The sequence below is a fragment of the Sinorhizobium fredii NGR234 genome (assembly GCF_000018545.1).
GTDB classification, from domain to species: domain Bacteria; phylum Pseudomonadota; class Alphaproteobacteria; order Rhizobiales; family Rhizobiaceae; genus Sinorhizobium; species Sinorhizobium fredii_A.
Map to the genome: position 1 here is coordinate 906,486 of NC_012587.1, position 12,006 is coordinate 918,491.

General features: G+C 64.4%; 14 protein-coding genes. 6 read left to right on the top strand and 8 right to left on the bottom strand.

Features of this window, described 5'->3' with window-relative positions; translation table 11 throughout:
- The first annotated feature begins 15 nt into the window (after nucleotides 1-15).
- The 6 genes from NGR_RS15525 to NGR_RS15550 all read left to right on the top strand — a co-directional run bounded on the left by NGR_RS15525 (nucleotide 16) and on the right by NGR_RS15550 (nucleotide 6,709).
- Nucleotides 16-867: an MOSC domain-containing protein gene (locus NGR_RS15525; RefSeq protein ID WP_012707423.1), complete on the top strand. Its 852-nt coding sequence runs from the start codon at nucleotides 16-18 to the stop codon at nucleotides 865-867.
- 130 nt (nucleotides 868-997) lie between these two features.
- Nucleotides 998-2,239: an MFS transporter gene (locus NGR_RS15530; RefSeq protein ID WP_012707424.1), complete on the top strand. Its 1,242-nt coding sequence runs from the start codon at nucleotides 998-1,000 to the stop codon at nucleotides 2,237-2,239.
- A 166-nt stretch (nucleotides 2,240-2,405) separates the two neighbouring features.
- Nucleotides 2,406-3,485: a quinolinate synthase NadA gene (nadA, locus tag NGR_RS15535; protein ID WP_012707425.1), complete on the top strand. Its 1,080-nt coding sequence runs from the start codon at nucleotides 2,406-2,408 to the stop codon at nucleotides 3,483-3,485.
- Between the two features lie 55 nt (nucleotides 3,486-3,540).
- On the top strand, nucleotides 3,541-5,139 hold the full coding sequence (locus tag NGR_RS15540; RefSeq protein WP_012707426.1) for an L-aspartate oxidase: 1,599 nt from the start codon (nucleotides 3,541-3,543) through the stop codon (nucleotides 5,137-5,139).
- A 50-nt stretch (nucleotides 5,140-5,189) separates the two neighbouring features.
- Nucleotides 5,190-6,092, top strand: coding sequence for a carboxylating nicotinate-nucleotide diphosphorylase (nadC, locus tag NGR_RS15545; protein ID WP_164924238.1), 903 nt, complete (start codon nucleotides 5,190-5,192; stop codon nucleotides 6,090-6,092).
- A gap of 98 nt (nucleotides 6,093-6,190) precedes the next feature.
- Entirely contained in the window at nucleotides 6,191-6,709 is a 519-nt protein-coding gene (locus tag NGR_RS15550) for a superoxide dismutase family protein (RefSeq protein ID WP_164924601.1), read from the top strand.
- Between the two features lie 57 nt (nucleotides 6,710-6,766).
- Here the strand turns inward: NGR_RS15550 and NGR_RS15555 are convergent, their stop codons facing one another.
- The 8 genes from NGR_RS15555 to NGR_RS15590 form a co-directional block, all read right to left on the bottom strand.
- The gene (locus NGR_RS15555) at nucleotides 6,767-7,747 is read right to left on the bottom strand and encodes an NUDIX hydrolase (protein WP_164924239.1); all 981 of its coding nucleotides are present in this window, start codon (nucleotides 7,745-7,747) and stop codon (nucleotides 6,767-6,769) included.
- Complete coding sequence (locus NGR_RS15560; RefSeq protein ID WP_012707430.1) at nucleotides 7,737-8,276, bottom strand: tyrosine phosphatase family protein; 540 nt, start codon at nucleotides 8,274-8,276, stop codon at nucleotides 7,737-7,739. The genes NGR_RS15555 and NGR_RS15560 overlap by 11 nt, the downstream gene beginning before the upstream one ends.
- Before the next feature lies 1 nt (nucleotide 8,277).
- Nucleotides 8,278-8,886 carry an HD family hydrolase gene (locus tag NGR_RS15565; protein ID WP_012707431.1) on the bottom strand — a complete coding sequence of 203 codons (609 nt, stop codon included), beginning with the start codon at nucleotides 8,884-8,886 and terminating at the stop codon, nucleotides 8,278-8,280.
- Nucleotides 8,883-9,731, bottom strand: a complete 849-nt coding sequence (locus NGR_RS15570; protein ID WP_012707432.1) for a YgfZ/GcvT domain-containing protein — start codon at nucleotides 9,729-9,731, stop codon at nucleotides 8,883-8,885. Before NGR_RS15570 ends, NGR_RS15565 begins: the two co-directional genes overlap by 4 nt.
- 134 nt (nucleotides 9,732-9,865) lie before the next feature.
- The gene (locus tag NGR_RS15575) at nucleotides 9,866-10,612 is read right to left on the bottom strand and encodes a hypothetical protein (RefSeq protein ID WP_012707433.1); all 747 of its coding nucleotides are present in this window, start codon (nucleotides 10,610-10,612) and stop codon (nucleotides 9,866-9,868) included.
- Nucleotides 10,613-10,626: 14 nt separating this feature from the next.
- The gene (locus NGR_RS15580) at nucleotides 10,627-10,896 is read right to left on the bottom strand and encodes a hypothetical protein (RefSeq protein WP_012707434.1); all 270 of its coding nucleotides are present in this window, start codon (nucleotides 10,894-10,896) and stop codon (nucleotides 10,627-10,629) included.
- Between the two features lie 159 nt (nucleotides 10,897-11,055).
- Nucleotides 11,056-11,499 (bottom strand): TIGR02301 family protein, encoded by a 444-nt coding sequence (locus NGR_RS15585; RefSeq protein ID WP_012707435.1) that lies wholly within the window; start codon nucleotides 11,497-11,499, stop codon nucleotides 11,056-11,058.
- Complete coding sequence (locus tag NGR_RS15590; RefSeq protein WP_012707436.1) at nucleotides 11,496-11,966, bottom strand: NUDIX hydrolase; 471 nt, start codon at nucleotides 11,964-11,966, stop codon at nucleotides 11,496-11,498. The genes NGR_RS15585 and NGR_RS15590 overlap by 4 nt, the downstream gene beginning before the upstream one ends.
- Nucleotides 11,967-12,006 lie beyond the last annotated feature (40 nt).

Genomic DNA, 12,006 nt, shown 5'->3' on the forward strand with positions numbered 1-12,006 from the left:
ACCTGGAATGCCGCGATGAAAGTCACCGGTCTCAACATCCACCCCTTGAAAAGCGGTCGCGCCGTGCCGCAAACGGCCGTGACGGTCAATCTCGACGGGTTGGCAGGCGACCGGCGGTTCATGGTCGTCGAGCCCGATGGAAAGTTCGTCACCCAGCGCGAATTGCAGGCGCTGGCCCAGGTCGAAGCGACGCACATCGATGGCGGCGTTCAGCTGAAGATGAATGGCAACGAAATCGCCGTCCGCTTCGATCCGGATCGCCGGCTCAGCGTGCGCGTCTGGTCGAGCGACGTGAATGCTGCCGTTGCCGATGACGCCGCGAACGAAACGCTGTCGGGCTGGTTCGGGCGGCCGGTTAGGCTCGTACATATGGACGAGGAAGCCGAGCGCTTCGTCGGCGCCGAATGGGCCGGCACCGCGGCGCCGATTGGATTTGCCGACGGATTTCCGGTGCTGATGACGACCACCGCTTCGCTGGCGGACCTCAATCGAACGCTCGTCGAGAAGGGTCAGGAACCGGTCGGCATGGAGCGCTTCCGCACCAACATCCTCATCGATTGCGACGAGCCTTGGGCGGAGGACCTGTGGGAAAGCCTGGAGATCGCCGGCATAGTCTTCGATCTCGTCAAGCCCTGTGCGCGGTGCATCATGACCGCGCAGGACCAGACGACCGGCGAACGGATCGGCGGCAATCCGATCCAGGGGCTCGCCGAAAAGCGCATGTCCGCGGATCGCCGGGTGCCGGGCGTGCTCTTTGGCTGGAATGCCGTGCCAAGGGGCGAGGGGATCGTCAGGATCGGCGACGAGGCGAGGGTTGTGCGACGGCGCAGCGAGGGTTGGCCGATGAAGCGGCGCGGCGTCGAATGACGCGCTCGGCTGACCGTACGACTGCGCCTGCAGGCGGCCATCAATTCCTGTGAACCGATCGTCAATTTAATTGGCTTGGCTCAATTTGAGCGGCGACATAGCTTGCGCCCTCAAGAAACCGGAGCATCCAATGTCTGCTGCCAATCAGAGCGACGCCCACTCACTCCATCACCATCATCATCTCCCGTGGCTGATCATCGCCGCTGGTTCGATGATCGCGATGCTGACCTTCGGTCCGCGTTCGGCAATGGGGTTCTTTCAATTGCCCATGCTCGCCGACCGGGGCTGGGATCGGACCACCTTCGGCCTTGCCATGGCCATCCAAAATCTCTGCTGGGGCCTCGGCCAGCCCTTCTTCGGGGCGCTGGCCGACAAGTTCGGCACCTGGCGCATGCTGGCGCTATCCGGACTGCTCTATTCCAGCGGCCTCTTCATCATGGCCTTCGCCAATGCGCCGATCTGGCTGCATGTCGGCGGCGGCGTGCTCGTCGGTCTCGGCGTCGCCTCCGGTTCCTTCGGTATCGTGCTGTCGGCCTTCGCCCGAAACGTCGCGCCTCACCAGCGCGCACTTGTCTTCGGCATCGGCACGGCGGCCGGCTCGGCCGGCATGTTCCTGTTCGCGCCGCTGAGCCAGGGGCTGATTTCCGCCTATGGCTGGTCCGACAGTCTCGTCTATCTCGGCTTCCTGATGCTGCTGGTACCGCTCTTCGCCATTCCGTTGCGCGGCAACGCCTCCTCCGGGCGGCATTCCGAAGCGCTTTCGAAGCAGACCGTCGGCGAGGCCCTGAAGGAAGCTCTCGGGCACAGGAGCTATCTGCTGCTCGTCTCCGGCTTCTTCGTCTGCGGATATCAGGTCGCCTTCATCACGGCGCACTTCCCCGCCTATCTGGGCGACATCGGCATCGATGCCCGCTATGCGGTGATCGCTCTCGCTTTGATCGGATTTTTCAACATCATCGGTTCGCTTTCGGCTGGTGTCATCAGCCAGCGCTACTCCAAGCCGTACTTCCTCGCGTGGATTTACATTGGCCGGTCGATCGCCGTCGCGGCCTTCCTGCTGCTGCCGCAGTCGCCGACCTCGGTCGTCATCTTCGCGATCGTCATGGGTCTCCTGTGGCTGTCGACCGTCCCGCCGACCAACGCGCTGGTGGCGATCATGTTCGGCACCCGCCACCTCGGCCTGCTCGGCGGCGTCGTGTTCCTCTCGCACCAGGTCGGCTCCTTCCTCGGCGTCTGGATGGGCGGCTATCTCTACGATCGGCTTGGATCCTACGATCCGGTCTGGTGGCTGGGGGTTGCGCTCGGCATCTTCGCGGCGATCGTCCATTGGCCGATCGAGGAGAGGGGCGTTGCCCGCCCGGCCATGGCCTGAGGCCGATCCGATGCGCCCGAGAATATCTCGGGCGCGACATTCGAACCTTGAAATCTGTCACAAAACTTTCTAAATCAGTCGCCGCGGCTCAGCCGCTTTTGTTTTGACCTTATTATGCTCATATTGAGCATAATAAGCAGACCGGAAACGGCGAGAGGAGAGCTCGATGACCAGACTTGACCTTCGCGCGGGCGCAGCACCCGCACCAGCGTTCGTCAGCGCCGCGGCACGCTACGGCGTCATCGAGAGGCCCGACCTCGCCTTCACGCCGGCGATCGCCCGCGAGACCGCGCATCTCTACGAGAAGGTCAAGGACTTCATCCCGGCATTCGAGTGGGCGGCCTATGCCCCTTACGTGCATGCGATCAACCGGCTGAAGAAAGAGCGCAACGCCGTCATTCTGGCGCACAACTATCAGACGCCGGACATCTTTCACTGCGTTGCCGACATCGTCGGCGATTCGCTGCAGCTCGCCCGCGACGCCACCAAGGTCGATGCGGAAATCATCGTCCAGTGCGGCGTGCACTTCATGGCGGAGACCTCGAAGCTGCTCAATCCGGAAAAGACCGTGCTTATCCCCGACGCCAAGGCCGGCTGCTCGCTCTCCGAATCGATCACCGGCGCCGATGTGCGGTTGCTGAAAGAACGCTATCCCGGCGTGCCGGTCGTCACCTATGTCAATACCTCGGCGGACGTGAAGGCGGAGACGGATATCTGCTGCACGTCGTCGAACGTGCTCGCCGTCGTCGAGAGCCTCGAATCCGACACGGTGCTCTGCATTCCGGATGAATATCTGGCGATGAACGTCGCCCGCCAGACCAACAAGAAGATTCTGACCTGGAAGGGCCATTGCGAGGTCCACGAGCGCTTCACGGCGGCGGAGCTTCTCGCCTACAAGGAGGCCAATCCGGGCATCGAGATCATCGGCCACCCAGAATGCCACCCGGATGTGATCGAAGTGTGCGACTTCTCCGGCTCCACTTCGGGCATGATCAACTATGTCAAGGACAAGCGGCCGCAGCGGGTGCTGCTCGTCACCGAATGCTCGATGGCCTCCAACATCCAGGCGGAAGTACAGGGCGTCGATTTCGTCAAGCCGTGCAACCTCTGTCCGCACATGAAGCGCATCACGCTGCCGAAGATTCTCGACAGCCTGCTCAACATGACGGAAGAGGTTCTGGTCGATCCGGCGATCGCCGATCGCGCCCGCCTTGCCGTGGAGCGCATGGTAAACCTCAAGCAGTAATCGCCACTGGGCCTTTCGCCCGGCGCAGGCCGGCCGTTGGAGGAGTTATCGAGTCATGCTGACCGACCATTTTCGACCGCAATCCTTCAACGGGATCGATGACATCGTCATCGTCGGCGGCGGCCTTGCCGGGCTTTTCTGCGCGCTGAAGCTGGCGCCGCGTCCCGTCACCATCCTTGCCGCCGCGCCGATCGGCCACGGCGCTTCCTCCGCCTGGGCGCAAGGCGGCATCGCCGCGGCGATGAGCACGGGCGACACCTTCGAGAAACACGTCGCCGATACGATGGCGGCCGGCGCCGGCATCGTCGACGAGAAGATGACCCGGATGATGGTCGCCGAGGGACCGGCGCGCATCCACGATCTGCTTGAATATGGCGTGCCTTTCGACCGGGACCTCGAAGGCAAGCTTATCCTGTCGCGCGAGGCGGCGCATTCCGAGCGGCGCATCGTGCGCGTCAAGGGCGACATGGCCGGCAAGGCGATCATGGAGGCGCTGATCGCCGCCGTGCGCAGGACCCCGTCGATCCGCGTCATCGAGGGCTATGTGGTCGAGGAACTGGTGCGCGAAGGCCGCTTCATTTCCGGCGTCGTCGCACGGCCGGATGCCGGTCAGTCGAAGACCCGGGTATCCTTTCCGGCGCGCGCCGTCGTGCTTTGCTCCGGCGGCCTCGGCCACCTTTACGCCGTCACCACCAATCCGTGGGAAGCCTGCGGCCAGGGCGTCGGCATGGCGGCACGGGCAGGCGCCATCATCGCCGATCCGGAATTCGTGCAGTTCCACCCGACGGCGATCGACATCGGCAAGGATCCGGCACCGCTCGCGACGGAGGCCCTGCGCGGCGACGGGGCCATCCTTGTCAATTCGAAGGGCCGCCGCTTCATGCTCGATATCCATCCGGATGGCGAGCTTGCCCCACGCGACGTGGTTTCCCGCGGCGTCTTCGCGGAAGTCAAGGCCGGGCGCGGCGCCTTTCTCGATTGCACGAAGGCGATCGGCAAGCATTTCCCGGACATGTTCCCGACCGTCTATGCTTCCTGCATGGCGGCCGGCATCGATCCGGTGACGCAACCGATCCCCGTTGCCCCGGCGGTCCATTACCACATGGGCGGAGTGCTGACGGATGGCGAAGGCCGCACCTCGATCGACGGCCTCTGGGCGGCGGGGGAAGTGACCTCGACCGGCGTCCACGGCGCCAATCGGCTTGCCTCCAACTCGCTGCTCGAGGCGGTGGTTTTCGCGGCGCGGATCGCCGAAAACATCAAGGGTACGCTGCCGGCGCCCAAGCTCACCGAATGGGGCGACAATGCCGGCGAGAACGATGACCCGGTGACCGTCGAGGACAGCCCGCCCTTCAAGCGGCTGCGCGGCCTGATGAGCGAATGCGTTGGCGTGGTGCGCACACGGGAAAGCCTGCTGCAGGCGATCCGCGAGATCGCCGAACTGGAACGGGTCAACACGCGGTTGCGCTTCGCCAATATCATCACCACGGCCAAGCTCATCGCCGTCGCCGCCCTGCAGCGTACCGAAAGCCGCGGCGGTCATTTCCGCGACGATTGCCCGGAGGAACGTCCGGAATGGCAACGGCGCACCTATCTGACGCTCGCACAGGCGGAGCGCCTGGCTGCCGAGGTCGCTGAGACGGAGCCGGCTTGACGGCCGCCCGTGTCACTGCCGTGCAGACAGACGAAATCGGAAAGAAGATCATGACCGTCGCCCTACGTCCGGAACTGTCTGCCCTCATGGTCGAGGAGCAGGTGAAAACCGCTCTCCTCGAAGACCTCGGCCGAGCCGGCGACATTACCACCCTGGCGACCATCGGACCGGACATGACGGCGGTTGCGACTATGAACGTGCGTGAAGCGGGCGTCGTTGCCGGACTGGAGCTGGCGCGCACCGCCTTCCGCCTCGTGGATCCTTCAATCCGCTTCGAAGCGCTGGTCGCCGATGGCGATCGCGTCGCGCCGGGAACCATGATTGCGCGAATCTCTGGTCGGGCGCGCGGCGTGCTTTCGGGCGAGCGCGTCGCCCTGAATTTCCTCATGCACCTTTCCGGGATTGCCAGTTACACCGCGAAGTTCGCCGACGAAATCGCCCATACGGCAGCAAAGGTCTGCTGCACCCGCAAGACCATTCCCGGCCTTCGCGCCCTTGAGAAATACGCCGTTCGGCTCGGCGGAGGCTCCAACCATCGCTACGGCCTGGATGACGCGGTGCTGATCAAGGACAACCATATCGCGGTCTCCGGGGGTGTCGCCGGGGCCGTCCGTGCGGCGCGCGCCTATTGCGGCCATCTGGTCAAGGTCGAGATCGAAGTGGATGGGCTGGCGCAGATGCGCGAGGCGTTGACCGCGACGCCCGACGTCATCCTGCTCGACAATATGGGTCCAGACCTCCTGCGCGAGGCGGTGGCCGTCAATGGCGGACATTGGGGGCTGAGCGCCGCCGCCTATCAAGACGACCCACGCCGTACCCGGCTCGAGGCATCCGGCAATGTGAAGATCGAGACGATCCGGGCGATCGCCGAAGCTGGCGTCGACTATATCTCGACGTCGAAGATCACCATGGCGGCACCGACACTCGACATCGGGCTCGATATTTCGGTCTGACTTTGAGCCCGTCGAACGGCCTATCTCCGAAATTGCCGTTGGAACGAGATGGGCAACCGCGCGTTGCTCCTCAAACCGACAGCGAGGAAGGAACGATGATGATCAGGGTGGTAATCGCGCTCGCCGCTGCCGTGGGACTGGCGGCGACTGCTTCGGCGCAGCAATCATCGCAGACGGCAACGGCCGAATTCGTCGGCAAGGACGGCACGGACACGGGCCGGGCGACGTTGACCTCCGGCGGCAAGGGTGTGCTGATCGAGATGGAGGTCAGCGGCCTTCCCAAGGACACCTGGGTAGCCTTCCACGTCCACGAAACGGGAGTGTGCGACGTAGCGGACGGCTTCGAGTCTGCCGGCAAGCATTTTCTCGACGGAGATGAGGGCGCCGAGCACGGCTTTCTCGCCGCCCACGGCCCGCATGCCGGCGACATGCCCAATCAATTCGTCGGGGCCGACGGCATCTTGCGCGCCCAGGTGTTCAACAGCTTCGTTTCGCTCGATGAACAGGCGACGGCCATTCGCGGACGCGCCCTGGTCATCCATGCGCGCTCGGACGACAACCGCAGCCAGCCGGCCGGAGACGCCGGCGACCGGCTCGCCTGCGCCGTCATCAAATAATGCATGTCGCCCCAACGTGTGCAGCGGCTTTGGGGCAACGACATGCACAAAAGCAATTCATCTTCCGCCGACCTTGAGGCCGGGAGCAGGGCGCTCATCGAGAATCTGTCGTCGGAAGCGGAAGAGCGCGGCCGGCCTGCCGCCGGTCGAGCCAAGCGTTCCGCCCGTCGGCTCGACGAGTTCCGCGCCCTCGACCAGCCGGCGGAAATTCTGCTTGTGCAGATGGCGGCCGGAGATCGCCTCGACCGTCGCCTGAAGGTCCGTAAGAGTGAATTCCGGCGGCATCAGTTCGAAAACCACCGGCCGGTATTTGATCTTGCCACGCAGCCGGGCGACGGCCGTCGCGACGATGCGGCGATGGTCATGCCGCATCGCTAGGCCCGCCGCAGGCTTGTCCGTTTCGCGGCCATGGCCGTCGATCACCGCCTCGCGCACCAGCCCCGCTTCATAGAGCAGTTCGTAGCGCTCCAGCACGCGCTCCTCGTCCCACGGAAAGTCGTCGAGGCCGAAGGCCAGCCGTGCGCGCGATCGGCGTTGCACGTTTGCCGCGGATTTCTCATCGCCGGCAAGGCCGGCTTCCCAGCGGGCAAGGGCCGGCAGGATCGTCTGGTCGAGCACGGCCGGACGTCCCTGCCGCCAGTCTTCCCAAGGCAAATAGCCATACCAATCCCGCCAATGGGCGCCGGCCTCAGCCAGTCTCTCGGTGTTCTCGGCATCAGTGCGGGTCAGCGCCAGATAGCCGACCGAGACCATGTGCTTGCCTTCTTCACCCGGCAGCCGCTGGCGCCCGCGGTCGCCGAAGGTGTAGAGCTGCTCGATATAGCCGAGCTTCAGCGCCGTTCGCTTTTCGACGCGGGCCCGCAGGCTCGCCTCGAATGTGCGGTGGCGCGCCGGGTCGAAGGGGCCGAAGGGCAGGCTATCGCGCGTGTCGCCATCGGTCTCGCTGACCGCGAGGATGCGCGGACTGCGGTTGACGACGGCGACGATGACGGCGTTGAGGCCAATCTCGACGGTGACCGGCACCCCCTCAACCTGCATGGCGCGCATCTTCCGGAAGGAGAGGCAGGAGGAAGGGGGCATTGCCGTCGGCATCGGCGCCGCGGCCGATCGCCCGCACCGCGGCGGCGAGCTTTCCCCGTCGCGACAGTGCTTCGTCGCCGATCTCCACGAGCCGCGCATTCGGCGTTGCAAAAGGTGAGGCGAGCCGCAAGCGTCTTGCGAGACCCTCGTCATCCTGGTCCGGCGCGACTGCCAGCGCCGCGATCAGCGCAGCGGCGGGCGAGCGCGAGACCCCCATCCAGCAATGGACGAGCAGCGGGCGCGAGCGGTCCCACCTTCGGGCGAAGTCGATGATCTGGGCGACATGCATTTCCTGCGGCGCAATCAGGTCGCCGGTTCCGGCAAAGTTGATGTCGTTGACGCCGATCGTCAGATGCTTGTCTCGTTCGATTATGCCGGGACGGTGAAAATCCTGCCCCTTCGCCATCAGGCTCAGCATCTCGCGGCAGCCGTGGCGGATAGCCATTTCTGCGATGCGGCCGAGCGGCGAGACGACGATGCCTGTCATGTCAGGCCTCCTGGCTCGTCTTGATGTGCTCCGCCTCCAGCGACGTGAACCGTTCGGCGAAAAGCCGTTGTGCATCGACCGCGGGCAAGGGATCGATCAGCAGCGTCTCGCGCGTCACGCCGCGCGGCTGGCCGAAGAACTTGCGCGCTTCCTCCGGTGAAAAACCGGCAAGTTCCGTCGCTTCGAAATAGGCGGCGACGCGATCGGCCTTCTTGATCCGCTCCTTGAGTTCCTTGGGTGTATGAGGCGGCAGGCCGAAGCGCATATGGACGGCGCTTTCGAGCCGTTTCTCGACCGTCTTGTATCCTCCGCCCACCACGGCCTTGAATGGCGAAATCATGTCGCCGATGACATATTCAGGTGCATCGTGGAGCAACGCCATCAGGCAGTCGGACGCATTGCAGCGGTTGGTGCGGCGAAAAATGTCTTCGACCAGCAGGCTATGCTGGGCGACGGAAAAGGCGTAGTCGCCAATCGTCTGCCCATTCCAGCGGGCCACCCGTGCAAGGCCGTGGGCGATATCTGCGAGTTCGACGTCGAGCGGCGAGGGATCGAGCAGATCGAGCCGCCGGCCGGAAAGCATCCGCTGCCACGCGCGCGCATTCATCATGCGCTCGCCTCGTCCGCCTCGGCCGGGAAGGCAAGGCCGGTCCAGCCGGGCAGTGTCAGCGTGACCGGCACATCGCCGGCGAGAATGGGGTCGCCCTTGGCGATTGCTTCGCCCGCCTTGTCGATGCGGACGATTGCAAGGCCGGCCCTGTCCTGGACGGTGCCGAGCGAGCCGATCGGGCGACCATGAATTGAAAGACTAGTGCCCGTTGGTGGAAGTAAGGCTTGCCCGGAGACGATGACGACGCGGCGGCGGGCCGTACCGCGGTGCTGCATCCGAGAGACGACCTCCTGGCCGACATAGCAGCCCTTGCGGAAGGACAGTCCACCGTTGAGATCCATCAGCACGTCATGCGGAAAGGCGTCCTGCAGTGCGTAGTCCCGGCCCGCCGTGGCGACGCCAGCTTCGATCCGCAGTCGGTCGTAGTCGGCGGCGCCGGCCCCTGCGCCGGCGATTTCACGATAGAGACGGAACACGGGTATCCCGGCCTTCTCGAATCGATGGTCGCGATAGCTGCTCTCGGGCCGTTCCTCCCCGAAGGCGACCACGACCGGCGCCGGCGCGAGAAGGGATAGTTCCACCGCCGATCGCAGCTTGTACATGGTCAGCCGCTTCAACAGCGCCTCGGCCTGGTCGCGGGACGTTTCGAGCCGCAACGCTTCTCCATCGCGGGAGATCAGAAAGTCGAAAAGAATCTTGCCCTGCGGTGTCAGCAGTGCCCCCGGCCGCACTTCGTCGTCGGCCAGCGCGCCGATGTCGGTGGTGACCAGACCCTGCAGCAATGCGTCAGCGTCCTTGCCGGAAACGCTGATGGTGACGCGGTCGTCGAGGCGAAGCTTGGGCATGGTTTCGAATCCCGTTCTCTTTGTCGAAGAGGTAGGATTTCCGCTGCGGAAGGGCAAGCGTACTGAGTGCGGCGAGGATGGGTGCAACGCTTTTTCCGGCATACACCCCGCGGACAAACGCTCTGCGAAAGTGTTCAATCGCCGGCGACGAAGAATTTCCACTGACCGTCGGGCGTGATGCCGACGCGGTAGAAATTGTAGTTGCCCAATTCTTCCATGCCGGCGAAATCGCCGGCGGTCACCAGCCGGAACAGGTCGACCTTCTCCGGAGGCGTCAGCGAAGCCAACGGCTTTTCGGCGAAATAAGGCCAGACGTAGGCTTCCTCCGGCGTGCCCTTGTCGGCAAGGACGAAGCCGGTCGAAAGAACATCGAGCAGGATTGCGAGGATTTCGACGCCATCCTGGTCGCCCGAAAGACCTTTCAGGGTCGCGATCGGGTCTTCCTCGCCGCCGCTGCCGCTGACCTGCGTCTGGGTCGGCCCCTTGCCAAGCAGGGGGCGCAGCCGCTCGATGTCGCCGGAGGCGGCTGCCTCGACGATCAACTCGCGCATGCGGGCGACTGGGGCCGGAATTTTCGAGACGTCTGTCAGAACTTCGACCGGCTGGACCACTTCGGGCGCGGCATCCTTGGTTTCGGTCGCGGCCTTGTCGACGAGCGGATCGGGCATCGGGATTTCGAGCGGCTCATCCGGTTCGGCTTCGGGCGACTCCGCCGGCGCCGAATTCTCGGCGCTATCAGCGGGAGCCGGAGGAGGGGCGCCCTTCAGTTCACTCAATGCGAACGCAGCCGGAGCCGCCATCGGGACGCAGAATACGGCCCCCGCCAGCAACAGCATGACGAGGCGCGCCGCTCCGGCTCGGCCTGCAAGGTTCCGGGTCATGGGCAGTCCTGATGCTATTGGATTGACCGCTGTGGGGAGAATTCTCCGGCCAGCATACGCTCGCGAAGCGAATTCAGCATGGCCTCGGCGCCCTCTTCGCCATGCAGTCGAATGGTTTCCCGCATGGCCAGCGCAATGGCCGCGTCGGCAATGATTTCCGGCTCGATCCCATCCGCCATGCCGTCCGCCCAGGCTTCGTTCTGGTGTTCCAGCGCCGCCTGCATTTTCTCATGGACGATCATGTCGTCGATGTCGGTCAGGCTTGGTTCCATCATTCGTTCCATGCGGCTTCCATCACGTGCACTTGGCCAACCTAGCGCCTTTTCGCTGAACCGCAACTGAACGGGCAGACAGGCCGGTCACTTCTTACCACTCTCTTAACGGACTTTAGCAGCCTTTTCCCGAAACGACACGGGCCGCCGGAAAAAGAGGTTAATATCGGGCTAATTTCCAAAACGCGCGACGATTTCGGAAGCGAGTGTTGCACCTTCGGCACGGTATCGCTCCTCGGCGAGCGTCGCGGGCTCCGTGCAGGCAGTGTAAACCGAGGCGAAGGTCCGATACCCGCGGTTGAACGCGGCCGTCATCCGCTCGCGCCGCTTCGGCTCGTCGGCGGTCTCCTTGTCGATCAGTTCCTGCATCGAGCGGCGCCAGCTATCTTGCGGCTCGTTGAGACAAAGATTGCGCAGATAGTGGACCGAGCCGAGGATTTCGGCCAGGCGGATGAGGCGCTGTTCATAGGGCGGCGGCTTGTCTTCGCCTGGAGGCGGCGCGGCGACCTCGGTTTCCTGAGGGGCGGGGGACGCCTCCTGCGCAGCAGCCCCTGCTGCGTTCGCAAGCGCGGTGCCGGCGAGGAGGATTCGGAAGATGAGTGGCGCGACGGTCATGGCTCCATCAAATCCGAATCGGCGCGGCTTGCAAGGGCGTCGTGGCTCGGGCGGATGGACGGCCGAAGACCGGCCAGCTTTTCCACGCAATGGCGGACGCTTTCGGGAATGGGCAGGGCGAAGATTTCCTCCGGCGTGAACCAGCCGGCATCTGCCGCATCGTCCGAGGCAACGGCGTCGCAATCGGAATCTGCCTGCACCGTGAAGACCGAGAGCAGGAAATGCCGGCTCTCCGCCTGGGTCGGAACGAGGTCATAGGTCTCGAAAAGCACCGGGTCGCGGCCACAGATCCCGGTCTCCTCAGTGAGTTCGCGCAAGGCGGTTTCGGCGGGAGACTCGCCCGGCTCCGCCCGACCGCCCGGAAAGGCATACATGTCGGCCGACGGCGGATTGGCCCGGCGGACGAGCAGATAGCGTCCGTCCCGTTCGATGATGGCGGAGGAGGCGAGTTGCGGCTGGCGTGCCATGCTGAGATCTGAACTCTTGTGGTCGTTGACCCATCCTACG

Excerpts from the sequence above, each read along its gene's own strand:
- NGR_RS15580 (WP_012707434.1), bottom strand. The coding sequence starts at position 10,896 with ATGGAACGAATGATGGAACCAAGCCTGACCGACATCGACGACATGATC.
- NGR_RS15585 (WP_012707435.1), bottom strand. The coding sequence starts at position 11,499 with ATGACCGTCGCGCCACTCATCTTCCGAATCCTCCTCGCCGGCACCGCG.
- NGR_RS15530 (WP_012707424.1), top strand. The coding sequence starts at position 998 with ATGTCTGCTGCCAATCAGAGCGACGCCCACTCACTCCATCACCATCAT.
- nadA (WP_012707425.1), top strand. The coding sequence starts at position 2,406 with ATGACCAGACTTGACCTTCGCGCGGGCGCAGCACCCGCACCAGCGTTC.
- NGR_RS15565 (WP_012707431.1), bottom strand. The coding sequence starts at position 8,886 with ATGATGAATGCGCGCGCGTGGCAGCGGATGCTTTCCGGCCGGCGGCTC.
- NGR_RS15550 (WP_164924601.1), top strand. The coding sequence starts at position 6,191 with ATGATCAGGGTGGTAATCGCGCTCGCCGCTGCCGTGGGACTGGCGGCG.
- nadC (WP_164924238.1), top strand. The coding sequence starts at position 5,190 with ATGACCGTCGCCCTACGTCCGGAACTGTCTGCCCTCATGGTCGAGGAG.
- NGR_RS15590 (WP_012707436.1), bottom strand. The coding sequence starts at position 11,966 with ATGGCACGCCAGCCGCAACTCGCCTCCTCCGCCATCATCGAACGGGAC.
- NGR_RS15555 (WP_164924239.1), bottom strand. The coding sequence starts at position 7,747 with ATGCAGGTTGAGGGGGTGCCGGTCACCGTCGAGATTGGCCTCAACGCC.
- NGR_RS15560 (WP_012707430.1), bottom strand. The coding sequence starts at position 8,276 with ATGACAGGCATCGTCGTCTCGCCGCTCGGCCGCATCGCAGAAATGGCT.
- NGR_RS15575 (WP_012707433.1), bottom strand. The coding sequence starts at position 10,612 with ATGACCCGGAACCTTGCAGGCCGAGCCGGAGCGGCGCGCCTCGTCATG.
- NGR_RS15540 (WP_012707426.1), top strand. The coding sequence starts at position 3,541 with ATGCTGACCGACCATTTTCGACCGCAATCCTTCAACGGGATCGATGAC.
- NGR_RS15525 (WP_012707423.1), top strand. The coding sequence starts at position 16 with ATGAAAGTCACCGGTCTCAACATCCACCCCTTGAAAAGCGGTCGCGCC.
- NGR_RS15570 (WP_012707432.1), bottom strand. The coding sequence starts at position 9,731 with ATGCCCAAGCTTCGCCTCGACGACCGCGTCACCATCAGCGTTTCCGGC.